Source organism: Pseudomonas sp. TE21394, from assembly GCF_054057835.1.
This window is the reverse complement of the sequence record NZ_JBSRZR010000001.1, coordinates 4,470,084-4,496,558: the sequence shown is the minus strand read 5'-3', so window position 1 is coordinate 4,496,558 and position 26,475 is coordinate 4,470,084. Positions and strand designations below refer to the sequence as shown.

Below are 26,475 nucleotides of genomic sequence, written 5' to 3'. Positions count from 1 at the left end.
CGCCCATGACAGCCCCTAGTGCCGAGCGGCAGCGCCCAGGCATGTCTGTCACTTCGCCTGGACGGGCCCTGCCGGTAACCCGCCAGCGTTGCGCCGCCCCCGGAATGCGGCGGCGCTTGCAGGAGCATTCAGCGCCCACACCTTCTGCGCCGGGTTCAGTTGGCCGTTCGAACACGTGCCACAGGACACGATGAGTTGCATGAACTTCAAATGCACTTGCAATCGGCGCCTTCTCAAAATACTGTATGAATAATCAGTATACGGTATGACACCATGCAACTCATCGCCAAACTCGGCATCCTCGCCGACGCCGCCAAATACGACGCTTCCTGCGCTAGCAGCGGCGCGCCCAAGCGCAATTCGCGGGGGGGTGATGGCCTGGGTGCCACCAACGGCATGGGCATCTGCCACAGCTACACCCCCGACGGCCGTTGCGTGTCGCTGCTCAAGGTGCTGCTGACCAATTTCTGCCTGTACGACTGCCAGTACTGTGTGAACCGCCGCTCCAGCAACGTGCCCCGCGCCCGTTTCACACCTGAGGAAGTGGTGCGCCTGACCCTGGATTTCTACCGGCGCAATTGCATCAGCGGGCTGTTCCTCAGCTCCGGCATCATCCGCTCGGCCGACTACACCATGGAGCAGTTGATCCGCGTGGCTCGGCTGTTGCGCGAGGAACATCACTTCCGCGGCTACATCCACCTCAAGACCATCCCCGATGCCGACCCGCTGTTGATCGAACAAGCCGGTCGCCTGGCCGACCGCCTCAGTGTCAACATCGAACTGCCCACCGAAGCCAGCCTGAAGCGCCTGGCGCCGGAAAAGCAGGCCCACACCATTCGCCAGGCGATGGGCGTCATCCACCAGGGCCAGCAAGCCGTGGCCAACGAACCCAAGGCCCCGCGCTTCACCCCTGCCGGGCAGAGCACCCAGGTGATCGTCGGTGCCGACAATACCGACGACAGCACTCTGCTGCGCAATGCCGAGTCGCTGTACCAGGGCTATGGCCTCAAGCGCGTGTACTACTCCGCCTTCAGCCCGATCCCCGACAGCCCGGGCAGCGTGCCCTTGGCGGCACCGCCGCTGCTGCGTGAACACCGCCTGTACCAGGCCGACTTCCTGTTGCGGGGTTATGGCTACCAGGCCAGGGAACTGCTCGGCCAAGGCGATAACCTGGCCTTGGACATCGACCCCAAGCTGGCCTGGGCGCTGGCCAACCGAGAGGTGTTTCCGCTGGATGTGAACCGCGCTGAACCCGCGCTGCTGGCGCGCATTCCGGGTATCGGCCTGCGCAGCGTACAGCGCCTGGTGGCGCTGCGCCGCGAGCGGCGCATTCGCTATGACGACCTGATCCAGCTGCGTTGCGTGCTGGACAAGGCGCGGCCGTTCATTGTCACCAGCGACTACCGCCCGGCCCAGGCCGAGCTGCGCAGCGGCCTGTTGCGGGCCCGTTTGCGAGAGCCACAGGCACCGGTGCAGATGGGGTTGTGGGGATGATTGCGCTGGACTGCGATGACCTGTTCGTGACCTGGCGCGAGCAGGCGCGCGTGTTGTTGGGGCATGGTGTTGATCCCGCGGAAGTTACCTGGTCGCAGGGGCCGATGGCTGACTTGCTGGCCATACCGACAGCGCTCCCTGAAGGCCCCGGCCCGTTTCGTGCCAAGGTACCGGCGGCCCTGCTCGACCTGTTGGAACAGGCCGCACGCTACCGTGGCGAGCAACGCTGGAACCTGCTGTACGAGGTGCTCTGGCGTGTGGCCCACGGCGACCGCACCGCAATGCTGGCGGGGGATCGGCTGGGCAGCGAACTGCATCGGCGGATCAAGCAGGTCAGCCGCGAGGCGCATCACTTGCACGCCTTTGTACGTTTCGTGCCGTTGCCAGACGCCTTGGCCACCCACCTGCAGCTAGACCTTGTGGCTTACCACGAGCCGGCCCATGACATCCTCGAAAGCGCCAGCCCGCACTTCGCCGACCGCCTGGGGCGCCTGCGCTGGTTGATCGCCACCCCGCGCGATGGCATACGCTTCGATGGCCAGGCGTTCGACTACCACCGGCAATGCCCCGATACCTGGCGCGGCTGGGCACGCAATGCCGAGGACCCGGGTGCCGAGCTATGGCGCACCTATTACCGCCATACCTTCAACCCCGCCCGCCTCAACCCCGATGCCTTGCGTCTGCACATGCCGGGAAGGTTCTGGCGACACTTGCCCGAGGGCATGCTGATACCGCAACTCGAAGGTCTGGCGCGCCAGGGCAAGCAACGCGACGGCCAGGCGCTGGAAGTGGCAGCGCAGGCTGGCAAACAAATCAGCAAGCCAACACGGTCGGTGTAAGAGCCAGCTCGCCCGCGAAGCAGGCGGTACGGTGCTTGGGTTACTCCAGGTGCCCGGGGCAAGCCGTTAGCGTCAATCCAGCATCCAGCCCGTATCGCCCTCTTCCAGCACACCACCATGATCGGTTCGATCGCCCTTGCGCGCCACAGCTGCACCTTCAATCAGAAAGTGCGCAGCACCACTGATTATTACGGCGCCACACGTGGTGCGGTCGCCTACTCTGGCAACCGGCCTGCCATTGAAGGTGTACGCGGAACTGCCGCTTTCTACCTGGTTGGTGCCATGTAGCGGGCAGACATGCCGATGGCCTACGAGTACCACGGGTTTCAACGGATCTCTCCTTCAGACGGGGCAGTACGGGACTCACGGTCAATGTCCTCTGGCCAATGAACCTTTGGCGCCAGACAGTGCATGTGGCTCAAGCCATCGTCGTCGTTCCAGTCACGGGGTGGGTGGACGAACTTCGGCAGCGCTTCAGGGCCTTGCTGCATGAACAGCCGGGCGATGGCCCAGTAGGCTTCGCCTCGGTAGAGGTCGTGGCTGAAGAGCACGCGGTCGATGACTTCGTCGGTTTCGGGGTTGCGGACCGACAGCATGACGTTTTCGGTCACCCCACCGTGACCGGGGGCGTAGACTCTGTAGACTTCGGCGGTTACGTCGTCCCAGTTGTAAGCGACTGGTTTGACGCCCCAGTGTTTGCGGCTGAGCAAGTACAGGTAGTGGTATCTGAACTGATATATATAGATTTTTCGGCGTAAGCGATTAAAACGTATTGGCTCGTCTCGCGGAAGTTCTAAATCTAGCCTGACAAATGCGCTGACGAGCCATATGCAAATTAGAGGCCCGAGTATCAAAATAATCATCATCATCCAATCGAAGGCCTGGGCGTAATCAATGAGGCCCCAATACACCTGTATCGCTATGCCAAACAAGAATAGCAGCATCGGAATACCAAGCAACGCCAATACGCCACGTAGAAGCAAAGTGGATCTAGGCAACTCTATGTACACATCATTGGCATGACTGGGCGGCGGATTGACATTGCTTAAACTCAGGCGGGATATGGGCACTTCATTAACGCTCGGTAGATCGTAGCTCCAGCCTAGCGCTCGTTTCATTATTGCTCCTGGCTCACGCGCCCTCATTTTCCCTCCGTTGGCTTAGCTCAATATACGCACTTTCAATTTGTCGATCCGGCCAATACATCACCAGCAATGTTGCTGCGACAATGGAGTGCGTTCCAATCGTCGGGATGAGCTCTATAACCCCAGAGATAGACAGCTGAGGCAGCTCATTGAGTCCCGAAACAGGAAAGTATTGTTTGTTAATAGTGAAATCGCTATTGTAGTCGGGTAGCCTCGGCGGAGAAAAACTAGAGAAATTGACCGACGTGGAAACGCCAGTTGAGCGATGTGCATGAAGCTCATCGACAATCAGCGTCTCTCCTCCCGTGTAGTCCGGGAATTGGCCATCACCTCGGCGATGAACTATTAGGTACCAGCGATACGCTGATGCGCCATCTCTATAGTGAGGTAGCACAATCTTAAATTTTAGTTTTTGTTCCCGTTCAAGGCTGATCAGTCCTCCTATCCGTGGAGCGGCAGGGTCGCTTGCTAACTTCGATTCAAAGTGGAATTCTGCCTGTACACCCAGCGTAGCGGCGTTGAGCTCTGCAAATGCAATGTCTGCAGACTCCGGACTATTCCAGTGAATGACTGGCGTCTCATCTGCCTTTCCAAAACAGCATCGTCGAGCCCACCGCTCCAGAGCAGATGACTCATTTTCTTCAGCGCTTTTGCTTAGCGCATATGCAATCAGCGCCAGCATCACAGCGAGGCCTACAGGTCCCAATAAAGTGGACTTCAATACTGCTCCAGCGAAGGCAATGGCACTGGCCCCGTGAAAGCTCACAGCCAACCAATATTGCGTGGCTGCTACACCATCTCCCGCTGCCGATGCGCGTTTAGCAGCAGAGATTGCCTGTGCTGCTTCAATAAAACCGACGACAGCGCCTACCACAGCACCGATCTTCACCAAGGTCTTGCCGGTGGCAGTAGCACCGTTAACCCATGGCATACCGCTATAGGCACTTGCCCTCAGGATAAGCCCCACCAGCTCAATCTGCCCACCCAACACGCCCAGATAGGATCCTTGCAACGCCAACTTGGCCTCATGCGCCTTGGGCCCAATTTCCGCTTCCGCCTTTTCCTGATTCCTGCCCAGGCTGTCCTGCTGCAGATACAACCCGCCTATCGCCAACAGCACTTCCCAGCTCCCAGCCACCCCGCGCAACCCGGAAAAACCGGTTCTTACCAATCGCGCCGCCTGCTGCGAGGTGATCTTCATCCCTTGCAACAACCTGCGCGCATCGCTTTCCAACGTCCCCGCCGCCACCGAGATGTCCACCAGGGCAAGCTGCGCCAAGCTGCTCGCCTGGTTCACCCCTATGCTGGCTTCCTTGAACAACCGCCCATGCACTTCCTCGGCCGTGCCCTCGACCCACACCGTCACGCTGATCATCGTGTGGGTGAAGCGCGGGTCGAGCACGGCCAGGCTCATCAGCCCGTGCTGGATGATCGGCCGCACCTTGCGCATCGCCTTCATCGAGCCAAACTCGAAATCGTCGATGTTGCGTTGCATCCGGTCCCGCGCCGCGGCAATGGAGGCATTGGCCTTGTGCTGCAATTCGCGTAGGTGCTGGCTCTGCAGGGCGTAGTACTCGCCCAGCTTCATCTTCACTTCCAGCTCGATCAGCTGTACGCCGTTGTAGAGATACTGCGTGGCGCTGTTCAGTTGCCGCACGGCTTTCTGGATGCCAGGCGACAGGCAGGGCGCCAGTCGCTGACTGGCTGCATTGAGCGCGCTTTGCGTTTCGGCGATGGCCTGCTTGAGGGTCGTGCGCAGGCGCAAGCCGGCGTCGTCGCTGGCAATGATCTTGCTCAACATGCCGTAGAGCTTGTCGCTGTCGTTCCAGTTGATCGCTTCTGTGGCAGAGAAACTGGGCAGCAGCCCGGCCAGCAGTGCCTGGTCGCGCATCAGCAAGGAGCGATAGGGCGGGCTGTTCGGCTCCTGCAGCCATTTCAACCAAAGCAGTTCGCTGGTGCCGGAAGCGGGAACATGCGGTTCAAGGCTGGTGACGACCGCTTCTGTAACGCCGCCACCCAGACACAGGGCCATGGTCTTGGTGTAGGCCACCCCGGACTCACGGTCTTTACCGTCGTAGTCGTACGCCTCGACCACCTTGAACATCGGCGTATCGAACAAGGCAACGTACGCTTGCGCGTCCTGGTCGATGTAACGCTGAAACTCACGTTCCTGCTGGTCGTATTCAGCCTGGAACGCGGCCCGTTGCGGTTCGTGATAGCGCTGTTCAAGCCGCTCGTCACTCTCCTGCTGCTTGCGCTCGACCAACTGTTGTCGCGCGACTGCCGGGTCGGTGAACACCGGCGGGCCATCACCGCTCAGCGGCTCCAGCGACGGCACTTCCTGCGCGGCCCGCTCCCGCTTGGTGGCACGGATGATCTGCAGGATCTGCGAGGTTTGCAGCTGATAGACGCGCATCGGCTCTTCGCGCCAGGCCTGGCGCTTCACGACCCAGTTCAGGCGTTGCTGGTTGTACTCCTGGATCAGCCCGACGGTGTCGTCGAGCACCACGGCCAGCACGCCGTTTTCCAGTTGGTGGCGGTTCATCGCATTGATCAGGTAGCCACGCAAGGCGAACCGGCGCAGCCAGCGGCTATGGAAGCCATGGGCGCTGTCGAACGGTGAGCACGCCTGCTGTGCGTACTCGAACACCTGCTTGTCGACCTGCAAGTTGTCGGGCGTCATGGCGATGCCCAGCAGCTCGGGATGGTTGCGCGCCTGGGTCAGGTCCAGCCCTGCGAAGCGTTGCGCCGGTGCCTGGCCCCGCTTGTAGGCGTTCAGCACACTGACCGGCCAGGCGTCGCTGGAAAAGGCCAGCCAGGCACTGCTGTATCGGTCGGTGTCGAGGTTGAGAAAGGCCGAGGGAATGTCGTGGTCTTCATGCACGCACCTTTCCGGCAAAGGGGCTGGCGGGCCATACGGTGGCTCGTACGGGTTGAAGCGGCGCAGATGGCCCTGCGAGCTGACGGCATAGGCGTGCCAGACCTGCTGGTCGAGCAGCACGTACAGGTAGCCCATGCGCAAGGTGCGCAAGCCGATCCTGGTCGAGATATGCAGGTTATCCGCCACGGTGACGACACACTCGGGGCGGGTGTCTGGCACCAGCGCGCGGCGCAGCGGCAGGATCGGCAGGCCCTGGCGCTCGCAGGACATGCACTGGTCGTGCGGCAGGCCGGCTTCGGCCGCCGCGATGGCGATGCGTTGACTGATGGTCATGAACGACTCTCGGATGTCGGCAGGGATTCGGTCAGGCGGCGCCATTGCTCCTCGGAGTAACGGGCCAATGCAGGCGCAAGGGGGCGTTGTTGCCCAACGAATGAGCTGATCAGTTCGCGAACCGCAGCAACGTTGTGCAACCGAGGATGAATACACAGTTGGTGGAGGGCAAAAACCGCGATGTCCTCCGCTTCGCTCAACCCCAGCGCCCGCGCATCATCGATGTGGTTCGATGCACGCACGGCGGCAAACGGCGGAATCGAACATGGGTAGGCCTCGCTCGCCCCAGCCCGCAACGCTCTCCAGATGCCCAAAACGCATTCCACCAACGCCGCATCGTCCTGGATCCGCTGGGCAGGCTCTGGCAGAGGATGACGCTGCTGACCCAGCCCTTTCAGGTTTACCAGCCGCCCTCCACTGCTGAGGAACAACCATTTGCTGACCGGCCACCACGGGCCCTGCTCAACCTGCTGGTAGGTCGCTGCGAGCAGTTCCAGGCGAACCGGTTCGTAGACTGGATAGAAACTGAACGCCCCTTTGCCATCGGGTACCCGGCACAAGGCCGCTAGGTGCGAAGCAATCGTGACCGATGGCGCCTCACTGAAGAGCCAACCGCACAGGTAGCGCCGACGCTGATACAAACCTTGCTGCGCCGCCCGCGCTGTCTGTTCCAGCAATGAGCGACTGGGCGCGGCTCCAGGCATAGCCAGACAAACCAGTACGGGATACAAATGGGGCGCATGGGCTAGATCGGCCCTTGGCACGTTAATCAGTGCAGGCTCGCCCAAAGCGCTGCGCAGCTGCGCAGCTGCGCAGCTGCGCAAGCAAGGCGTGGTCGCCATTGTCAGGAAGCGCAAGCGGGTCGATCAGCACATGGCAATGCAAATGGGGTTCGTACTGTTTTTCAATGAGGTTGGCCAGGCCTTCGAAGCCCATCAGAGCTGGCCCTCACACTTGTCGCTGGGGTTCGGCGTCAGCAACAGTGACTGGGCGTCGCCTGTGCCCTTGGCGAGCGCCGTGGTTCGCCCCTGCAGGTCGAGTGCCAGCCCATTGATGGTGATGCCTCGCTCATCCAGCAGAATGCTGCCACCCGCGGTTCTGAATTCGATGCGTTCGCTGGCCCGCACCTGGTAGATCGTCGTGTGGTGCTCCATACCCTGCCCGACAGTGACCTTTTGCATACCTTTGACGACAAGCTCGCTGTCATTACCGACAGACACCTGCTGATTGCCTCCCGTTGATCCGCTCCGGTTGTTGCCGACCTTCTCGACCAGGTCCTGCCTGATATCCAGGCGGCAGGTCTGCCCGACCAAGCGGGTATGGTCGCGCCCGACTTCTTCGCGCAAGTCATTGCCGATGCTGGATTGCTCGTCATGCCCTACCTGCTCGACACGGTTGCGCCCGACACGCGTGGTCTCATCATTGCCAACGACATTGTTCTGGTCCCGCTGGGCGTGGATGAACACCTCCTCCTTGCCCAGTTCATCCTCGAAACGCAGCTCGTTGAAGCCGTTGCCCTTGTGGGTCTGGCTCTTGATGGTCATGCGCGTCTTGTGCTGCGGCAAGTCATAGGGCGGCAATTGGTCGCCGCAGTAGGTACGCCCGATGATCAGTGGCTGGTCGGGGTCGGCGTTGACGTACTGGATGATCACGTCCTGGCCGATGCGCGGGATGGCCATCGAGCCCCAACTGCCGCCCGCCCAGCCCTGCGACACGCGCACCCAGCAGGAGCTGAATTCGTTGTCCCGGCTCTCGCGGTCCCAAGGGAAGCTGACCTTGACCCGCCCCCATTCGTCGCAATAGATCTCTTCACCCGGCGGGCCGACCACGGTGGCCATGTGCGGGCCGTCGATACGTGGTTTGGCCAACGGCGCCGGGCGCCATTCGCCTCTTCCCGGCACCAGCACCGCTGCCTGCTGGTAGCGCGTGCCTTGCTCACTGCCAGCAGCCTCTTCCTGCAGGCTGGTGAACTGGATGCCCTCGTGGTGCACGCGGATAGTGCGCCAATGCACATTGAGGTCCTCGCGAGGATGTTCGACCAGGGTGAAGCTCAACCCCGGTTGCAGGCGCACATCGTCACCCTCCACCTCGGCGAGGCGGGCGTCATGGCGCAGGGCCGTGAGGCGGGTGGCGGTGAAGGGGACACCGACCGCATCGCGCTTGTAGCGGCCTGGATAGTCGAAACGCTCATAGTCCAGCGACTGATGGGTGATGCTGCTGTCGCTCGCGCGATGTTCCTGGCGGTACTGCGGGTTGGTGAAGGTGTAGTCCCGTTGCACCTGCTTTGCGGTACGCACCTGCTCGCTGTAACGCAGGCTCCACAGGCAGGGTCGGGCCTGATCACCACCGCTGTTGGCGCGGTACAGCACCCGGTCGGGACCGACGTCGTCCTCTTCATGGAAGCCTTCGTCATCGTCTTCGCATTTGATGGCACCACGACTGAGCTGACCCAGCGCCAGCAGCCGATCGCTGATGACCAGCTGGTGATATTTCGGCGTGTGTTCGAAGCGGTAGACGAAACCCTCCTCGGCGGCCAGGCGGGCCATGAAGTCGAGGTCGGTTTCACCGGCCTGTACGCAGAACTCTCGCACCTGATGTGCGCTGGTACTGTTGATTTCGAAGCGGCTGATGCCCTGGCGCTGGAGCATCAGTTCGAGAATCTGCGGCACGCTCTTCTGCTGGAAGATGCGCCAGTTCGAACGCAGCCCGGCCCGCGCCAGCACGGGTTCGACCAGCGCGCGGTAACGGGTGCGGAAATGGCCTGTCTCACCCTGGCTGAAGCGGCTGACCAGGCCGTGCACATAGCGTAGCGGGCGTTTGCCGCGCCACAGGGTGAACAGTGCCGGTTTGTCGAGCACCGCGCCGAAGTCGACGTCGCTGTCGAAACTGATCAGCTCCAGGCTCAGCTGGAACGGTGAGCTGAGCGCTTCGTCGAGTTCGAACGAAACCACTTCGAACTCAAGCCGGCTCGCCAGCGGCTGAAAGGTAAAGCGCAACTCGGATTGGCTAGGCATGCAGGTTACCCCTGGCTACGGCTGCAGAATGATGCTGTCGAGCGATTCCAGGACCTCGCCGGTGATCAGGCTCAGGCGGTAGCTGTAGTAGCAGTAGGCGCACACCATGGCGACGGCAGACACCACCAGCGGGCTCCACCAGGGCCAGGTCCGGCGCCGCCGGCGATAGGGACGATCGACAACGTTGGTGTAGGGGTCGCAAATGCTTGCGGGGGTGGGACCACGCAGTTCGCGAAGAACCTTGTGCATGCGTGAAATCAGCGCATTGATGATTTCATCGCCCTTGGGATCGAGCGCGTACTTGCCCTTCAGGCCCAGGCAGAAACAGAAGTACAGGAACTCCAGCACATCCTGGAACTCCGCAGGCGACTGCATCATTCGCTCCAGCAGCACGAAGACCTTTTCGCCACCGTGGGTTTCGTGGTGGAACACACTCAATAACGGTTCCTGGCTCCAGCACGAATTGCAGCCCCAGGGGCGGCTCATTACCGCCTCGTCCAGGTACAGGCACAGCGCGTAGGAGTACGCTTCGAGATGCGCAGCGGGATAGCCGTGCTGCTGGATTTCCTCGCGGATGGCGCTGATCTGCGTTTGCAGGGTCTTGTGCACGTATTCGATGTTTGGCAGGTCATCCAGGGTGCGCAGGCGAATGACCAGGCCGAACAACGGGTTTGCCGCGTCGAGCATCAGGTTGTCGAGGCCGCCGCGTAGCTGGAACTCAGGGTCGGCCGGGTAACCTGCCAGCTCTGCCGCCGCAGCCAGGTAGGGCGACTGAGCTTCCTGCGGCGCCTCGAGCATGGTGTTCAGGCTGTTTTCCATGACGTCGTGAGCAGCCTTGGCGCCCCCGATTTCTTCAGGTGGGTTGAAGCGTGGCCGGGGCATGAGAAGGTCCTTGTCTTCCAGCAGACTGAAGGCATGAACGCTATCGGGGAAGCCATTCTGGGAGAAGTCGGGGCCTTCCCAAGCCGTTGTAGGACATTTCGACTGGCCTGTGCCGGGTCTGGAAACAGCCCCAAACGCATCGCCTGCAACCAATGCATCCAAGTGAAACGTTCCGCCTGCAAAGCCGTCATAACCTGAGCCGGTGAACGCAATGAGGAAGCGCAATGACCCAGCCCGACCCGTCCTATGTCAAATGGCTCGAAGAGCGCGCCATGCTTCAGGCAGCCCAGCAGCGTACCCATCTGTACTCAGGCCAGTCGCGCCTGTGGCAGCAGCCTTACGCCGAAGCCCAGCCGCGCCGGGCCATCGAGATCGCCTCGGTCTGGCTGACGGTCTACCCTGACGCCATCATCGCCCCCGAGGGCTGTTCGGTACTCGGCGCCCTGGCCCACGAAGCGCTGTGGAAACGCCTGTCGGAGATCGGCGTCCAGGGCCTGCACACCGGCCCGATCAAACTGTCCGGCGGCCTTCGTGGCCGCGAACTTACGCCCAGCGTGGACGGCAACTTCGACCGCATCAGCTTCGACATCGACCCGCAGTACGGCAGCGAGCAGGAGCTGATCCAGATGAGCCGCATGGCCGCCGCACACAATGCGGTGACCATCGACGACCTGATCCCCTCGCACACCGGCAAAGGCGCCGACTTCCGCCTCGCCGAGCTGGCCCACGGGCCCTACCCGGGGCTGTACCACATGGTCGAGATCCGCGAGGAGGACTGGCCGTTGCTGCCGGACGTCCCCGCCGGACGCGATGCGGTCAACCTGCTGCCGGCACAGTGTGATGAACTCAAGGCTCGGCACTACATCGTCGGCCAGTTGCAACGGGTGATCTTCTTCGAGCCCGGCGTGAAGGAAACCGACTGGAGCGCCACGCCGCCGGTGACCGGGGTGGACGGCAAGACCCGGCGCTGGGTATACCTGCACTACTTCAAGGAAGGCCAGCCGTCACTGAACTGGCTGGACCCGACCTTCGCCGCGCAACAGATGATCATTGGCGATGCCCTGCACGCCCTGGACTGCCTGGGCGCGCGCGGCCTGCGCCTGGATGCCAACGGCTTCCTCGGCGTAGAAACGCGCGCCAGCGGCACAGCCTGGTCGGAAAGCCACCCGCTGTCGCTGGTCGGCAACCAGCTGATCGGCGGCATGATCCGCAAGGCTGGCGGCTTCAGTTTCCAGGAACTGAACCTGACGCTCGACGACATCGCGCAGATGTCCAAGGGCGGTGCCGACCTGTCCTATGACTTTGTCACCCGGCCCGCCTACCAGCATGCTCTGCTGACCGGCGACACCGAGTTCCTGCGCCTGATGCTGAAAGAGATGCATGCCTTCGGCATCGACCCGGCCTCGCTGATCCATGCCCTGCAGAACCACGACGAGCTGACCGTGGAGCTGGTTCACTTCTGGACCCTGCACGCCCATGACATGTACCTGTACAAGGGCCAGACCCTGCCCGGCGGCATCCTCCGTGAGCACATCCGCGAAGAAATCTACGAGCGGCTGTCCGGCGAACATGCACCCTACAACCTGCGCTTCGTCACCAATGGCATCGCCTGCACCACAGTCAGCCTGATCGCCGCGGCACTGGGCATCCGCGACCTTGGGCAGATCGGCCCGGCAGAGGTCGAGCTGATCCAGAAGGTGCACCTGTTGCTGGTCATGTACAACGCCATGCAGCCGGGCGTGGTGGCACTGTCCGGCTGGGACTTGGTGGGCGCCCTGCCCTTGCCCGCCGAAGCGGTGGCAGAGCGGATGACGGATGGCGATACCCGCTGGATTCACCGGGGCGGTTACGACCTGGCCGGGCTCACCCCCCAGGCCGAAACCTCGGTGCGTGGCCTGCCGCGGGCGCGGGCGCTGTATGGCAGCCTGGACAGCCAGCTGGAAAACGGCGATTCGTTCGCCTGCAAGGTGAAAAAGCTACTGGCGGTGCGCCAGGCCTATGGTATAGCCAGCAGCCGCCAGTTGCTGGTATCCGACGTCAACAGCCCCGGGTTGCTGGTGATGGTGCATGAGTTGCCGGCCGGGCGCGGCATCCAGATCACTGCGCTGAACTTTGGCCAGGAAGCGATAGCCGAGGAATTGCAGTTGACCGGGTTCACCCCGGGGCCGGTGGTGGACATGATCAATGAGACGGTCGAGGGGGACCTGACCGAGGACGGGCGGCTGATGCTCAACCTGGACCCGTACGAGGCGCTGTGCCTGCGTATCGTCAATAGCAGCGGGCATGTCTGAACCAGCCTGGCCAGGCTTGCATTTGCCGCGCCACGGGCATAGCGTTCGGAAGTTTTCTTTCTCTGTGCCCAGGAGCAACCCATGTATACCGGCATCGTCCAGGCTGTCCGCCCGCTGCTTGAAGTGACCAGCTACCCGGGCCACAACCAGTTCACCATCGACCTTACCCCGGCGCTGCTCGACGAACTGAAGATCGGCGCCAGCGTCAGTGTCGAGGGGACTTGCCTGTCGGTGACCGAGATTGACGGCACGCGGGTCAGGTTCGACGCCATGACCGCCACCCTCGAGCGCACCAACCTGCGCTTCTTCAAGCCTGGCCAGGGCGTCAACATCGAACGCTCAGCGAAGATGAACGCCGAAGTCGGCGGCCACCTGATGGCTGGGCACATCGCCACCACGGCAGAGATCGTCGAGCTGTCGATCCAGCCGACCGGCGCCTTCATCAGGTTCCGCATGCCGGCGCAATGGGGCAAGTACGTATTTGCGCGCGGTTTCATCGGGGTCAACGGCTGCAGCCTGACGGTCGCCGACGTGGAAGACAACGTAGTCACCATCAATCTGATCCCCGAAACCCTGCGCCAGACCACCTTCGCCCGTTACCAGGCCGGCGAGTTGCTGAATATCGAGGTCGACCACCAGACCATGGTGCTGGTGGATGTAGTGGAACGCACCATCAAGAGCACCCTCGCTCGCGAACTGCCGCGCTGAGGACCAGGCATGCTGCCCAACGCCCTCCCCGCACGCACGGCACGCCGGCTGCGCCTGCAGATCCTGCGTGGCCGTGTCGGCCTTGGCCTGGTTGCCGGCCTGTCGGTCCTTGCCGGCATGACCGACGCCATCGGCCTGCTGGCCTTGGGCGACTTCGTGTCGTTCATGAGCGGCAACACCACGCGCCTGGCAGTGGCCATCAGTGAAGCGGACCTGGCCATGGTGCTGCGCCTGAGTGGCGCCGTGCTCGGTTTTGTCGCCGGTAATGCACTGGGCGTGCTGTTGGCGCGCGGCTTCCGCCGCCGGGCCTGGCCAGTGCTGCTGGTGGTCGCCGTACTGCTGGCCTTCGCCGCAGGCTGGCGCCTGGGCAATACCTTCCCGGCGCTGCTCGCCGCCACCTTGGCCATGGGCATGATCAATGCCGTGGTCGAACAGGTGAACGGCCTGCCAATCGGCCTGACCTACGTCACCGGCGCCCTGTCACGCTTCGGCCGTGGCCTGGGGCGCTGGCTGCTGGGCGAGCGGCGCAACGGCTGGCGGGTGCAACTGGTGCCCTGGGCCGGCATGCTGCTAGGCGCTGCGCTAGGTGCCTGGCTGGAGCAACGCCTGGGTCTGCAAGCCCTGGCCGGCAGTTGCACGCTGGCCTGCGTGCTGGCCTTGGTGTCGCGCTTCATTCCCCGCTCGTGGCAGCGTGGCTACATGCCACGCTGATCAGTCGATGCGCGGGTGCTGCTGCACCAGCAACTTGCGCTTGGCCTCCAGTTCGGCAATCTGCGCATCGATGTCCTCGATCTTCTGCTCGATATTGTCGTGGTGCTCCTGCAGCAGTTCGCGCGCTTCCTCGATATCCGATGCAGCCGGTGCCGCGCCGCGTAGCGGCTTGTTGGCGGTTTCCTTCATGGTCAGGCCGGTGACCAGCCCCACCGCGGCAATCACCATCAGGTAATAGGCCGGCATGTACAGGTTGCCGCTGCTCTCCACCAGCCAGGCAGCGAGGGTCGGCGTAAGCCCGGCAATCAGCACCGAGATATTGAAGGCGCTGGCCAGGGCGCTGTAGCGGATGTGCGTGGGGAACATGGCTGGTAGCGTCGAGGCCATTACCCCAATGAAGAAGTTCAGCAGCACGGCAATGATCAGCAGCCCGGCAAAAATCACCCCTAGCACACCGCTGTTGATCAGCATGAAGGCTGGGATGGCCAGCACGAATAGCCCGACGCTGCCGACGATGATGAACGGGCGTCGGCCGAACTTGTCGCTGAGCAGCCCGATCATCGGCTGCACGAACAGCATGCCGATCATGATCGCGATGATGATCAGCACGCCGTGGTCTTCGCTGTAGTGCAGGTTGTGCGACAGGTAGCTGGGCATGTAGGTGAGCAGCATGTAGTAAGTGACGTTGGTGGCGATCACCACGCCGATGCAGGTCACCAGGCTGCGCCAGTGCTGGGTGGCGACTTCCTTGAACGAGACCTTGGGCCCGGAGGCCAGCCCTTCGCGGTCGCCCTGCTCCAGCTTGTCGACGTGCTGCTGGAAGGCCGGCGTCTCCTCCAGCGCGTGGCGCAGGTAGAGGCCGATGATGCCCAGCGGCAGGGCGAGGAAGAACGGCAGGCGCCAGCCCCAGTCGAGGAACTTGTCCTCCCCCAGCACGGTAGAGATCAGCACCACCACGCCGGCCCCCAGCACGAACCCGGCAATCGAGCCGAAGTCCAGCCAGCTGCCAAGAAACCCGCGCTTGCGGTCGGGCGCGTATTCGGCGACGAAGATCGAGGCGCCGGTGTACTCGCCCCCTACCGAGAAGCCCTGGGCCATCTTGGCCAGCAACAACAGGATCGGCGCCCAGATGCCAATGCTGGCATAGGACGGTATCAAGCCAATGGCGAAGGTGCTGAGCGACATGATCACAATGGTCGCCGCGAGGACTTTCTGCCGCCCGAAACGGTCACCCAAGGCACCGAAGAACAGCCCGCCCAATGGCCTGATCAAGAAGGGCACTGAGAACGTGGCCAATGCCGCGATCATCTGCACACCGGGGTCGGCGTTGGGAAAGAACACCTTGCCCAAGGCGTAGGCGACGAAGCCGTAGACACCGAAATCGAACCACTCCATGGCATTACCCAGGGCGGCTGCGGTAATCGCCTTGCGCATCTTGGCGTCGTCGACGATGGTGATGTCCTTGAGGCCGATTGGCTGGACGCTTTTCTTGCGAGGTTTCATGTCCGTATCCCTGTCGATAAATGCTCTAAGGGATGAGATACAACGGGACACTAAATAATTCAGCGCTTACTGCTTTTTCGTGCTTTCTCGGCAGCTGGAAGCCGCTGCGATGACAGCGGCTTACACGCGCAAAGGCCCGGTCAGATACCGTCGCGGGCCAAGTCCATGGCGAAGTAGGTGAGGATCAGGTCGGCACCAGCACGCTTGATCGCGCCGATGCTTTCACGCACCACCCGGCCTTCATCGATGGCGCCAGCCAGGCCGCCGAACTTGATCATCGCGTATTCGCCACTGACCTGGTACGCGGCCAGCGGCAGGCGCGAGGCAGCACGGATATCGGCAATCACGTCGAGGTAGGCGCCGGCCGGCTTGACCATCAGCACGTCGGCCCCTTCCTGCTCGTCGAGCAGCGACTCGCGCACTGCTTCGCGGCGGTTCATGGGGTTCATCTGATAGCTTTTGCGGTCCCCCTTCAGCGCGGTACCGCCGGCTTCGCGGAACGGGCCATACAGTGACGAAGCAAACTTCGTGGAATAGGCCATGATCGCGGTGTCGTGGAAACCGGCACTGTCCAGCGCGCTGCGGATGGCCTGCACCTGGCCGTCCATTGCCGCCGAAGGGGCGATGAAATCGGCACCGGCAGCGGCGGCGATGACTGCCTGCTTGCCCAGGTTGGCCAATGTGGCATCGTTGTCCACGCCGTGGTCATGCAACACGCCGCAGTGGCCGTGGCTGGTGTATTCGCAGAAACAGGTGTCGGACATCACTACCATTTCCGGCACGGTGTCCTTGCAGATCCGCGACATGCGCGCGACCAGGCCGTTTTCGTTCCAGGTGTCGCTGCCAACGGCGTCCAGGTTGTGCGAAACGCCAAAGGTCATCACCGACTTGATGCCGGCACGGGCATAGCGCTCGATTTCCTGGGCCAGCAGCTTCTCGGGGATGCGGTTGACGCCCGGCATGCTGGTGATCGGCACGAAGTCGTCGATGCCCTCTTCAACGAAGATTGGCAGGATCAGGTCTTCAAGGCGGAACTCGGTTTCCTGGAAGATCGTGCGCAGGGACTCGTTCTGGCGCAGGCGGCGAGGACGAACGGACGGGAATTGGTTGGACATGACTGCTCCAGGGAATTTGAACGGCGTATACCTTATGCCTGTCCCGCGCCAGTGAAAAGGCCAAATGACGAGATATTGTCGTGCGTCAAAGGCAAAGGTTGCTGCGGCACAGGCGACCTGTTATCGAAGCCAGGGCGGCGTCGGCTCATCGGCCCCAGCCGGCCCATGCTCGGCTTCGGCGCGCGCCGCACGCCGGCGCGCATCATCCCGCCGGGCCGCATCGATCTCGCGCATGATGCCAGCGACGTCGGCATCCTGCGCGGCCTCCTCGTACAGCCCTGTCAGCGGGCTATCCGGGCGCAGTTCGCCCGCCTCGTACAAGGCCCACATTTCCTGCGCGTACCGGGTATTTTTCAGCTCCGGCGCAAAACGCCCGAAATAGTGCGCCATGTTGGCCACATCGCGTTGCAACATGCTGAAGGCATGGTTGTTGGCCGCTGCATCCACAGCCTGCGGCAAGTCGATGATCACCGGGCCGTCGGGGCCGAGCAGCACGTTGAACTCCGACAGGTCGCCATGCACCAGACCGGCACACAGCATCAGCACGATCTGGCGGATGACGAAGGCGTGGAAGGTGCGGGCTTCCTCGGCCTCCAGATGCACGTCGTTCAGGCGCGGTGCCGCGTCGCCGTCGGCGTCGGTCACCAGCTCCATCAACAGCACGCCGTCCTGGAAGTCGTAGGGGTGTGGCACGCGCACGCCGGCAGCGGCCAGCCGGAACAACGCCGCCACTTCGGCGTTCTGCCAGGCATCCTCGGCTTCCTTGCGGCCATACTTGCTGCCCTTGGCCATGGCCCGCGCCTGACGGCTGTTGCGGACCTTACGGCCTTCCTGGTACTCGGCGGCCTGGCGGAAACTGCGCTTGCTGGCTTCTTTATAAACCTTTGCGCAGCGTACCTGGCTGCCGCAGCGCACGACATATACGGCAGCTTCCTTGCCACTCATCAATGGCCGCAGTACTTCATCGACCAGGCCGTCTTCGATCAGGGGTTCGATTCTTTTCGGTGTCTTCATCAGGCTGCGTTCGGGGTCCTGGCTGTGATGGCGGACATCCTCTCACAGCCGGGAGCGACTTGCTCGTCTGTCTTCAGCGCGCCAGGATCATGCGCCCTGCCCCGCACCACCTGGCACCATCCCGCGTGCGCGGCGCCGGGTAACCAGCAGGCCGGAACACACCACCAGCAGCGCCAGCACCAGGGTCGACACCACCTCTATGCGGTGGTCCGGACGGAACAACATCAATACCAGCACGGCGCTGATGAACAGGATCACCGCCCAGGTCAGCCACGGGAACAGCCACATGCGGTAACCCAGGGTCCTGCCCTGGATGGTCAGGCGCTGGCGCAGGCGCAACTGGGAAACGGCAATCACCAGGTACACCAGCAAGGCAATCGCGCCGGAGCTGGCCATGAGGAAGCCGAATACCTTGGCCGGTACCAGGTAATTGGCAATGACCGCCAGGAACGCCGCCCCGGTGGACAGCAGTACCGCCACCACCGGCGTGCCACTACGGCTGGTCAGTTGCGCGCAGGCCGGCGCATCACCGCGGCGACTCAGCGAGTAGACCATGCGCGAGGCGGTGTACAGCGATGAGTTGAGGCAACTGGTGACCGAAGTCAGCACGACAAAGTCGATGATCGCCTTGGCATGCGGCACGCCGAGGGTATCCAGCACCGTGACATAGGAGCCCTCGCTGGCCAGGCGCGGGTCGGTCCATGGCACCAGGGCGATGACGATGAAAATCGACAGAATATAGAACAGCGTGATCCGCCAGATCACCGAGTTGGTGGCCCTGGAGATGTGCTTGCCCGCTTCATCGGACTCGGCTGCGGCGATAGTCACTACCTCGGCACCGAGGAACGAGAACATGGTGATGAGCATGGCACTGAGCACCGCGCCGAAGCCGTTGGGCATGAAACCGCCCGTGTCCCACAGGCGCGACACGCCGCTGACAGCGGAGCCCGGCAGCAGGCCGAAGATAGCGCACGCCCCCAGCGCGATGAAGCCGACGATGGCCAGCACCTTGATCAGCGCCAGCCAGAACTCGAACTCACCATAGTTCTTCACGCTGAACAGGTTGGTCGCGGTCAGCAGCAAGGTGATGACCAGCGACAGCACCCAGATTTCCAGCTGCGGAACCCAGGAATTGATAATGGTGGCGGCGATGTTGGCCTCGATCGGGATAATCAGCACCCAGAACCACCAGTACAGCCAGCCGATGGTATAGCCGGCCCATTTGCCGATGGCGAGGTCGGCATAGGTAGAGAACGAACCGGTGTCCGGCGAGGCCACCGCCATTTCCGCCAGCATGCGCATTACCAACACCACCAGGGCACCGGCCAGGATATAGGCGAGGATGGTGGCCGGCCCGGCTTCGGCAATCGCCCGGCCGGAGCCGACGAACAGGCCGGCACCGATCACGCCGGCAATGGACAGCATGGTGACATGCCGTGATTTCAATCCATGACTCAAATTGTTGTTGTGGTTTTGCATGGCGCTACCTTGTTGTTTTTGTCATGCCCACGCAGGGGCCGCCGGCTTGCACGTCACCGGCGCAGGCGCGAAAAAGCCCGCCCTGCCCTGGAGGGTGAGCAGGGCAGTACGGGGTTGGTTAAACGAAACCGCAGGGTGTGTACGGCTACTTCAGCTGGCTGCCCGCTGCCGCGGCATCAGGTCGGCCTTTGGCGTATTGCTGCCCTGGCGGCTGACTTGCTCACAGACTTTCTCGACGATGTAGGCACCGATCGGGATGGCAGACGTGGCAGCCGGCGACGGGGCATTGCAGACATTGACGCTGCGCGCGGTGTTGACGAACAGGAAGTCGTCGATCAGCTTGCCGTCTCGCGACACGGCCTGGGCACGCACACCGGCCGGGTAAGGCGTAAGGTCGGCCTTGGTGATGCTCGGGCAGTACTTTTGCACCTGCTTGAGGTAGCCGCCCTTGAACAGCGAGTTCTTCATCTCGATCAGGCCCGGGCGGAAGTTCTTCGCCAGTACCTTGAGAATGCCGGGGGTGGTCAGGGTCTGGAACAGGTCGCCAGGGCTGATGTCAGTCTTGCGATAGCCCTCGCGCTTCATCGCCAGTACGGCGTTGGGGCCGACGGTGACGGTGCCGTCGATCATGCGCGTCAGGTGCACCCCGAGGAACGGCATGGATGGGTCGGGAATCGGGTAGATCAGGTGGTTGACGATCTGGTTGTGCTGCTGGGGCAGCAGGTAGTATTCACCCCGGAACGGGCAGATGACGAACTCGGTGCGCAGGCCCAGCATGCTCACCACGCGGTCGGCCATCAGGCCCGAGCAGGTCACCAGGAAGCGGCTGCGCAGCTCGTCGCCCGGGGTGCGCACGATCACTTCGCTGGCCAGTTCCTGCAAGCCGACCACCTCGGCGCCATAACGGATTTCGCCACCGGCACGCTGGAATTCGGCGCCCATCGCCGCTGTCACCTGGGCGTAATTGACGATGCCGCTGGAGGGCACGAAGATGCCGCCCAGGCCCACGATGTTGGGCTCGCGCTCGTGCAGCTCGGACGCTGACAGCCAGTAGCGTTCCAGACCATTGGCCGCGGTGCGCTCCCACAGCGCCTTCATGCGTTGCATTTCCAGTGCGTTGGTGGCCACCAGCAGCTTGCCGCACTCGTCGAAGCGGATGCCGTGCTGGGTGCAGAAGGCTTTGGTGGCCTTGTTGCCTTCCAGGCAGAAGCGCGCCTTGAGGCTGCCCGGGGTGTAATAAACGCCGGCGTGGATCACGCCGCTATTGTGGCCGGTCTGGTGGCGGGCCGGTCCGGACTCTTTCTCCAGCAGGAGAATCTTCGCATCCGGATAGACCTTGACCAGGTGCATGGCCGTGGACATGCCCACAATGCCACCGCCGATGATGATGAAATCGTACACAGCCTTACCTCACACGCAGGCTTTGCCTGGCTGGCTCACCAAGGTCGCACGGACCCTGGTGGCATCGTCTGTTACCTGAACGCACGGGCGGGCGCCCGCCCCGCGCATTGTCATTATTGCCCGCGCTGGTACAGCGGTTTGGGGAAGGCGAGGTAACCGCGCTGGCGCATCAGCTCGCGGCGCAGGCCTTCATGTGGCGTGAAACGGTCGCGGCCATGCAGCCAGAACAGGTTGTTGATGAGCAGGAAGCTGCCCACGCCGACCGGTACCGAAAGCTTCTTCGCACTGCCTTCCAGCGATTCCGACAAGGCGTTCAGCCAGATGCCTTCTTCATAGTTTGCCGGCTGCACGAACTGGTCAATGTAGCGCATGGTCGGGCGGCCTTCAGCATCGGTGTCGAATACCGCGTGGAACACATCCTCGGACACCTTCTTGCTCGGCGGCGCGGTCCAGCGCATTTCGCGACGTGCCAACGGGTGGCGGAAGAACTCGTCGCACTGCTCCCAGTCATCCAGGTGCAGCAACAGCGAGTTGCCGCCTTCCATGTTCTTTTCGTCGATTTTCAGCATCAGCACGTAGTCGGTGATCTGGTTGACGAAAGTGCCGTCATTGTGCAGCTCCATGACACGGTGCGGCTGGCGCAGGTAGCTGTCGGAATTGTCGGTATTGACCACCACGAAGCGGGCATAGAACTGGCCACTCATGGCGTCGTAATTGCTGCGCCCGATCAGGTGTGCGCAAGCGGTGGTGAACTTGACCATGTCTTCGGCCTGGCTCACGTCATCCAGGCCGACCGGGTTGATCAGCATGCCGCCGCTGGTGCGATCGAGGATGGTGTTGAGCAATACCGGACGCAGGGTGCCCTGGCACAGCTCATCGAGGATCTCGCCGACGCGGAAACGCAGGAACGACTTGTATTCCAGCGCCTGTACCGGCCACTGGGCAACGGCCTGGACGAACGCTTCGACCGTTTCGCGGGTAAAAGTGATCTCCAACAGGCGCGGCGACTGTGGTGAAGGGGCGATGGTGTAACCATGCGGTTCGAGCGGCAGTGGCATCACAAGTTCGTCGATCTGCGTAAAAGCGTTCATGGCAATGTCCTGGCAAGAAAAGGTTGATGGCGCCGTCCGGTCATGACGTGGATCTGTGCGGGTGTCACAGAAAATATCGCCATAAATATAAAATGTCTACATTTTTGTTTTTCAGCGACAATTTTCTCGTTTGTCCATTGTTTTTCGCCAGCAGGCGCTTTCGGTATGATCGCCAAAACGGTTTGAGGAAACAGGACCTTGGAAGCGCTCGCCCCCCGACAAAACTCAGCATTCAGCGGGTATGAGAGGCTCAAGAAGGACATCATCCGCGGCGTGTTCAAGCCCGGGGAAAAGCTGTTGATGAGCACGCTGAAGGAACGTTACGACCTGGGTGTCGGCCCTTTGCGCGAGGCGCTGTCGCAGCTGGTAGCCGAGCATCTGGTCAACGCGATCAGCCAGAAGGGCTACCGCGTGGCGCCCATGTCGCTGGAGGAAATGAACGACATCTACGATGCCCGCGCCAACCTGGAGGCGATGATCATCACCCTGGCCATCGAGCGCGGGGATGATGCCTGGGAAGCGTCGATACTGGCCCACTCGCATACCCTGGCCAAGGTGGTGGAGGTGAAAACCCGCGAGCAGCGCCTGGATGTCTGGGATGAACGGCACAAGGCGTTCCACACCGCGATCGCATCGGGTTGCGGCTCCCGGCATCTGCTGCAGGCGCGTACCTACCTGTTCGACCAGGCCGAACGCTACCGGCACCTGTGGCTGACCCAGACAGTGTTTTCCGAGCAGGCCCTGGAACTCAAGCGCCAGGAACATGCGGCACTGGTCGAAGCGATTCTCGCCCGGGACGCCAAGCGCGCCAGTGCCATGATGCGTTCACACCTGATGACCCCGGTGCCGATCATTGCCCAGATCATGCATGCCGAAGGCATCGGCGCGCACGTGTAAGACGCGGCCCTGCCCGTCCAGGCGCCTAGATGAATTTTTCTTAAATCGCCGGTTGACTATTCTTTGGCACAATCAACTTTCCATCAGATGCCCGGAAACCAGCATGCCTCGCGTACTGACCATCGAAGACGACGCCGTCACCGGCCAGGAAATCGTCGCCGAACTTACCAGCCACGGCCTGGAAGTGGATTGGGCCGACAACGGCCGTGAAGGCCTGGCCAAGGCCATTGCCGGCGGCTACGACCTGATCACCCTGGACCGCATGCTACCCGAGGTCGACGGGCTGACCATCGTCACTACCCTGCGCAACCTCAAGATCGCCACGCCAATCCTGATGATCAGCGCCCTCTCGGATGTCGACGAACGGGTGCGCGGCCTGCGTGCCGGCGGTGACGACTACCTGACCAAACCGTTCGCCTCCGACGAGATGGCTGCACGGGTCGAGGTCCTGCTGCGCCGCAACAGCGTGCCCGTCACCCAGACCCGCCTGCAGGTTGCCGACCTGCAACTGGACCTGATCAGCCATGAGGCCCGACGCGGCGATCAGACGCTCAACCTGCTACCCACCGAATACAAGCTGCTGGAATACCTGATGCGCCACAGCGGCCAGGTGATCACCCGCATGATGATCTTCGAAGAAGTCTGGGGCTACCACTTCGACCCGGGCACCAACCTAATCGACGTGCACATTGGCCGCCTGCGCAAGAAGATCGACTCTCCCGGCCAGTCGCCGCTGATCCGTACGGTGCGGGGCTCCGGCTATGCCATTGCTGAACCCGTCTAAAGGCTGGAGTTCCTCGACCAGCCGCCTGCTGGCGCTGTACAGCTTCCTGTTCGTGGCCTGGAGCAGCATCCTCATGGGGGTGCTGTATTTCGAAGTGTCCAGCTACCTGAACAAGCTCACCCGCCATTCCATGCTGCAGCGCCAGCACCTGTTCGCCCACATGAGCGGCAAGCAGCTGGATGACGCCCTGGTCGCCAGCCAGGCCCTGGAAGAGCGCAGCTTCGACGCCTATGGCCTGTTCGACGGCCAGCTCAAGCCGCTTGGCGGGCGCATTCGCACCATCCCGGCGGAACTCAAGCTCGATGGCAAGGTTCACGAGCTCAAGCGCTGCCTGGACGCTGCCGACCCACACATGCCGCGCGACAGCTGCGATGCCGTGGCGATCAAGGTGCAGGACGGTCGCTGGCTGGTGCTGGTACGTGACAACGGCTCGCTGTTCGTGGTCACCCGGATCATCCTGCATGCACTGCTGTGGGGCATCTCGTTGACCCTGATCCCCGGCTTTGCCGGCTGGTACCTGCTGCGTCGCAGGCCGCTCAAACGCATCCGCGCGATCCAGGCCCAGGCCGAGCTGATCGTCGCCGGCGACCTCACCCACCGCCTGCCGTTGTCGGCCCGGCGCGACGAGCTGGACATGCTCGCGGCCATCGTCAACGCCATGCTCGATCGCATCGAGCGGTTGATGCACGAGGTCAAGGGCGTCTGCGACAACATCGCCCACGACCTGCGTACCCCGCTCACGCGCCTGCGTGCCCAGCTCTACCGTATTCGCCAGCAGAGCGACAGCGATTCCACCCAGGCCGAGGCGCTGGACCAGGCCATCGGCGAGACCGACACCTTGATGGCACGTTTCCGCGGGCTGCTACGGATCAGCGAACTGGAAGACCGGCAACGCCGCGCCGGTTTCGTACAGCTGGACCCACACGCCTTGCTGGTGGAGCTGCATGACTTCTACCTGCCCTTGGCCGAAGATGGCGGCATTCGCCTGGAACTGCAGCAGCCCACGGAATTGCCGGCCTTGCATGGTGACCGCGAACTGTTGTTCGAGGCCTTGGCCAACCTGGTGGGCAACGCTATCAAATTCACTCCCGAAGGTGGCCAGGTGCGAATGAGCGCGACGCAAGACGACAACGGCCTGCACCTGGCCATCGAAGACAGCGGGCCAGGCATTCCCGAAGACGAACGCGCTGCGGTGCTGAAGCGGTTCTATCGCAGTGAGGAAGGCCATCGCCATGCAGGGTTCGGGCTGGGGCTGTCGATCGTTGCGGCGATCGTCGACCTGCACGGGTTCGGGCTGGAAGTGGGAGCAAGCGAGTTGGGTGGGGCCAAGCTGGTTCTGCATTGCCCGTTGGCCACGTCAGGCAAGTAGACAATGGGGCTGCTTTGCAGCCCATCGCGGCACAAGGCCGCTCCTACAGGGGCGACGCAAGCATCCTATGCTGCGCTATTCCTGTAGGAGCGGCCTTGTGCCGCGATGGGCCGCAAAGCGGCCCCGTCTGTACTGATCAGTCAGCCAGGCGCCAGGTAGTACTACCCTTGCTGTCTTCCAGCACAACCCCCATGGCGGTCAGCTGGTCGCGAATACGGTCGGATTCGGCCCAGTTCTTGTCCGCACGCGCCTGCAGGCGCGCCTGGATCAAGCCCTCGACCTCGGCGGCATCCACCTTGCCTTCAGCACCGGCACGCAGGAAGTCATCGGCGTCCAGCTGCAGCACACCCAGCACGTCGCCCAGTTCGCGCAGTCGCCCTGCCAGGCCGGCAGCCGCGTCCGGGTCGCTGTCACGCAGGCGGTTGATCTCGCGCACCAGGTCGAACAGCACGGCGCAGGCTTCGGGGGTGCCGAAGTCGTCGTTCATCGCCACGCTGAAACGCTCGACAAACGCTTCGCCACCCTTGGCTGCAACCCGCGGCAGACCACGCAAGGCGTGGTAGAAGCGCTCCAGGGCACCCTTGGCATCGCGCAGGCTGTCTTCCGAGTAGTTGATCGCGCTGCGGTAGTGGCTGGCCACCAGCAGGTAACGCACCACTTCCGGGTGGTACTTTTCGAGCACGTCGCGAATGGTGAAGAAGTTGTTCAACGACTTGGACATCTTCTCGCCGTTGATACGGATCATGCCGCAGTGCATCCAGGCGTTGGCGTACTGCTTGCCGGTGGCTGCCTCGCTCTGGGCGATCTCGTTCTCGTGGTGCGGGAACTCCAGGTCGCTGCCACCGCCATGAATGTCGAAGCTTTCGCCCAGGCAGCAGGTGGACATCACCGAGCACTCGATGTGCCAGCCCGGCCGGCCCGGCCCCCATGGCGATGCCCAGCTCGGCTCGCCCGGCTTGGCGCCTTTCCACAGGACGAAATCCAGCGGGTCCTGCTTGGCTTCATCAACCTCGATGCGCGCACCGATACGCAGGTCTTCGATCTTCTTGCGCGACAGCTTGCCGTAGCCGACGAACTTGCCGACCCGGTAGTACACGTCGCCGTTGCCCGGGGCGTAGGCGTAGCCCTTGTCGATCAGGGTCTGGATCATCGCGTGCATGCCGGCGATATGATCGGTGGCGCGCGGTTCCTGGTCCGGCGGCAGGATGTTCAGGCGCCGCTCGTCTTCGTGCATGGCGTCGATCATGCGCGCGGTCAGGGCGTCGAAGGTTTCGCCGTTCTCGTTGGCCCGGTTGATGATCTTGTCATCGATGTCGGTGATATTGCGCACATAGGTCAGCTCGTAGCCGCTCTTGCGCAGCCAGCGGGTAACCAGGTCGAAGGCCACCATGCTGCGGCCATGGCCGAGGTGGCAGTAGTCATATACGGTCATGCCGCACACGTACATGCGCACCTTGTTGCCATCCAGTGGCTTGAAGACTTCCTTGGCTTTGCTCAGGGTGTTGTAGATGGTAAGCACGGCGG

The 26,475-nt window shown here is 62.5% G+C and carries 23 protein-coding genes; 8 read left to right on the top strand and 15 right to left on the bottom strand.

Annotation, left to right across the window (positions count from 1 at the left end; translation table 11 throughout):
- The first annotated feature begins 273 nt into the window (after positions 1–273).
- The gene (locus tag ACVWZT_RS20700) at positions 274–1,494 is read left to right on the top strand and encodes a putative DNA modification/repair radical SAM protein (RefSeq protein WP_457471099.1); all 1,221 of its coding nucleotides are present in this window, start codon (positions 274–276) and stop codon (positions 1,492–1,494) included.
- Positions 1,485–2,333, top strand: coding sequence for a TIGR03915 family putative DNA repair protein (locus ACVWZT_RS20695; protein ID WP_457471097.1), 849 nt, complete (start codon positions 1,485–1,487; stop codon positions 2,331–2,333). Before ACVWZT_RS20700 ends, ACVWZT_RS20695 begins: the two co-directional genes overlap by 10 nt.
- A 72-nt stretch (positions 2,334–2,405) precedes the next feature.
- Here ACVWZT_RS20695 and ACVWZT_RS20690 read toward each other — a convergent pair whose 3' ends face one another.
- The 7 genes from ACVWZT_RS20690 to icmH all read right to left on the bottom strand — a co-directional run bounded on the left by ACVWZT_RS20690 (position 2,406) and on the right by icmH (position 10,588).
- A complete protein-coding gene (locus ACVWZT_RS20690) occupies positions 2,406–2,663 on the bottom strand; it encodes a PAAR domain-containing protein (protein WP_296234852.1) in 258 nt (85 codons plus the stop codon).
- On the bottom strand, positions 2,660–3,451 hold the full coding sequence (locus ACVWZT_RS20685; protein WP_457471095.1) for a DUF6708 domain-containing protein: 792 nt from the start codon (positions 3,449–3,451) through the stop codon (positions 2,660–2,662). Before ACVWZT_RS20685 ends, ACVWZT_RS20690 begins: the two co-directional genes overlap by 4 nt.
- A gap of 13 nt (positions 3,452–3,464) precedes the next feature.
- Positions 3,465–6,692 carry a T6SS effector BTH_I2691 family protein gene (locus ACVWZT_RS20680; RefSeq protein WP_457471093.1) on the bottom strand — a complete coding sequence of 1,076 codons (3,228 nt, stop codon included), beginning with the start codon at positions 6,690–6,692 and terminating at the stop codon, positions 3,465–3,467.
- The gene (locus tag ACVWZT_RS20675) at positions 6,689–7,396 is read right to left on the bottom strand and encodes a hypothetical protein (protein ID WP_457471091.1); all 708 of its coding nucleotides are present in this window, start codon (positions 7,394–7,396) and stop codon (positions 6,689–6,691) included. The genes ACVWZT_RS20680 and ACVWZT_RS20675 overlap by 4 nt, the downstream gene beginning before the upstream one ends.
- A 61-nt stretch (positions 7,397–7,457) precedes the next feature.
- Entirely contained in the window at positions 7,458–7,628 is a 171-nt protein-coding gene (locus ACVWZT_RS20670) for a hypothetical protein (protein ID WP_457471089.1), read from the bottom strand.
- Positions 7,628–9,706 carry a type VI secretion system Vgr family protein gene (locus ACVWZT_RS20665; RefSeq protein WP_457471088.1) on the bottom strand — a complete coding sequence of 693 codons (2,079 nt, stop codon included), beginning with the start codon at positions 9,704–9,706 and terminating at the stop codon, positions 7,628–7,630. Before ACVWZT_RS20665 ends, ACVWZT_RS20670 begins: the two co-directional genes overlap by 1 nt.
- A gap of 15 nt (positions 9,707–9,721) precedes the next feature.
- Positions 9,722–10,588 (bottom strand): type IVB secretion system protein IcmH/DotU, encoded by an 867-nt coding sequence (gene icmH / locus ACVWZT_RS20660; RefSeq protein ID WP_457471086.1) that lies wholly within the window; start codon positions 10,586–10,588, stop codon positions 9,722–9,724.
- A 224-nt stretch (positions 10,589–10,812) separates the two neighbouring features.
- Between icmH and treS the strand changes: the two genes are divergently transcribed.
- The 3 genes from treS to ACVWZT_RS20645 all read left to right on the top strand — a co-directional run bounded on the left by treS (position 10,813) and on the right by ACVWZT_RS20645 (position 14,298).
- Entirely contained in the window at positions 10,813–12,879 is a 2,067-nt protein-coding gene (gene treS / locus ACVWZT_RS20655) for a maltose alpha-D-glucosyltransferase (protein WP_457471084.1), read from the top strand.
- A gap of 81 nt (positions 12,880–12,960) precedes the next feature.
- Positions 12,961–13,587 (top strand): riboflavin synthase subunit alpha, encoded by a 627-nt coding sequence (locus tag ACVWZT_RS20650; RefSeq protein WP_296232833.1) that lies wholly within the window; start codon positions 12,961–12,963, stop codon positions 13,585–13,587.
- A 9-nt stretch (positions 13,588–13,596) separates the two neighbouring features.
- The gene (locus ACVWZT_RS20645; RefSeq protein ID WP_457471083.1) at positions 13,597–14,298 is read left to right on the top strand and encodes a YoaK family protein; all 702 of its coding nucleotides are present in this window, start codon (positions 13,597–13,599) and stop codon (positions 14,296–14,298) included.
- On the opposite strand, the gene proP is transcribed toward ACVWZT_RS20645, so the two are convergent.
- The 7 genes from proP to ACVWZT_RS20610 all read right to left on the bottom strand — a co-directional run bounded on the left by proP (position 14,299) and on the right by ACVWZT_RS20610 (position 22,209).
- Positions 14,299–15,801 (bottom strand): glycine betaine/L-proline transporter ProP, encoded by a 1,503-nt coding sequence (gene proP / locus ACVWZT_RS20640; RefSeq protein ID WP_457471081.1) that lies wholly within the window; start codon positions 15,799–15,801, stop codon positions 14,299–14,301.
- A 140-nt stretch (positions 15,802–15,941) separates the two neighbouring features.
- On the bottom strand, positions 15,942–16,916 hold the full coding sequence (hemB, locus tag ACVWZT_RS20635) for a porphobilinogen synthase (protein WP_457471079.1): 975 nt from the start codon (positions 16,914–16,916) through the stop codon (positions 15,942–15,944).
- A 120-nt stretch (positions 16,917–17,036) separates the two neighbouring features.
- Positions 17,037–17,930, bottom strand: coding sequence for a PA4780 family RIO1-like protein kinase (locus tag ACVWZT_RS20630; protein ID WP_457471078.1), 894 nt, complete (start codon positions 17,928–17,930; stop codon positions 17,037–17,039).
- 87 nt (positions 17,931–18,017) lie between these two features.
- Positions 18,018–19,409: a GABA permease gene (gene gabP / locus ACVWZT_RS20625; protein ID WP_457471077.1), complete on the bottom strand. Its 1,392-nt coding sequence runs from the start codon at positions 19,407–19,409 to the stop codon at positions 18,018–18,020.
- A gap of 150 nt (positions 19,410–19,559) precedes the next feature.
- Positions 19,560–20,810 carry an L-2-hydroxyglutarate oxidase gene (gene lhgO, locus ACVWZT_RS20620; protein ID WP_457471075.1) on the bottom strand — a complete coding sequence of 417 codons (1,251 nt, stop codon included), beginning with the start codon at positions 20,808–20,810 and terminating at the stop codon, positions 19,560–19,562.
- A gap of 113 nt (positions 20,811–20,923) precedes the next feature.
- Positions 20,924–21,901, bottom strand: a complete 978-nt coding sequence (gene glaH / locus ACVWZT_RS20615) for a glutarate dioxygenase GlaH (protein ID WP_457471074.1) — start codon at positions 21,899–21,901, stop codon at positions 20,924–20,926.
- On the bottom strand, positions 21,898–22,209 hold the full coding sequence (locus ACVWZT_RS20610) for a hypothetical protein (protein WP_457472154.1): 312 nt from the start codon (positions 22,207–22,209) through the stop codon (positions 21,898–21,900). Before ACVWZT_RS20610 ends, glaH begins: the two co-directional genes overlap by 4 nt.
- On the opposite strand from ACVWZT_RS20610, the gene csiR reads away from it, so the two are divergent.
- The 3 genes from csiR (at position 22,100) to ACVWZT_RS20595 (ending at position 24,951) form a co-directional block, all read left to right on the top strand.
- The gene (gene csiR / locus ACVWZT_RS20605) at positions 22,100–22,798 is read left to right on the top strand and encodes a DNA-binding transcriptional regulator CsiR (RefSeq protein ID WP_296232850.1); all 699 of its coding nucleotides are present in this window, start codon (positions 22,100–22,102) and stop codon (positions 22,796–22,798) included. The genes ACVWZT_RS20610 and csiR overlap by 110 nt on opposite strands.
- Before the next feature lie 103 nt (positions 22,799–22,901).
- Positions 22,902–23,582: a response regulator transcription factor gene (locus ACVWZT_RS20600; RefSeq protein ID WP_225778030.1), complete on the top strand. Its 681-nt coding sequence runs from the start codon at positions 22,902–22,904 to the stop codon at positions 23,580–23,582.
- On the top strand, positions 23,560–24,951 hold the full coding sequence (locus tag ACVWZT_RS20595) for a sensor histidine kinase (RefSeq protein WP_296232853.1): 1,392 nt from the start codon (positions 23,560–23,562) through the stop codon (positions 24,949–24,951). Before ACVWZT_RS20600 ends, ACVWZT_RS20595 begins: the two co-directional genes overlap by 23 nt.
- 136 nt (positions 24,952–25,087) lie before the next feature.
- Here ACVWZT_RS20595 and cysS read toward each other — a convergent pair whose 3' ends face one another.
- Positions 25,088–26,470, bottom strand: coding sequence for a cysteine--tRNA ligase (cysS, locus tag ACVWZT_RS20590; RefSeq protein ID WP_457471073.1), 1,383 nt, complete (start codon positions 26,468–26,470; stop codon positions 25,088–25,090).
- Between the last annotated feature and the right edge of the window lie 5 nt (positions 26,471–26,475).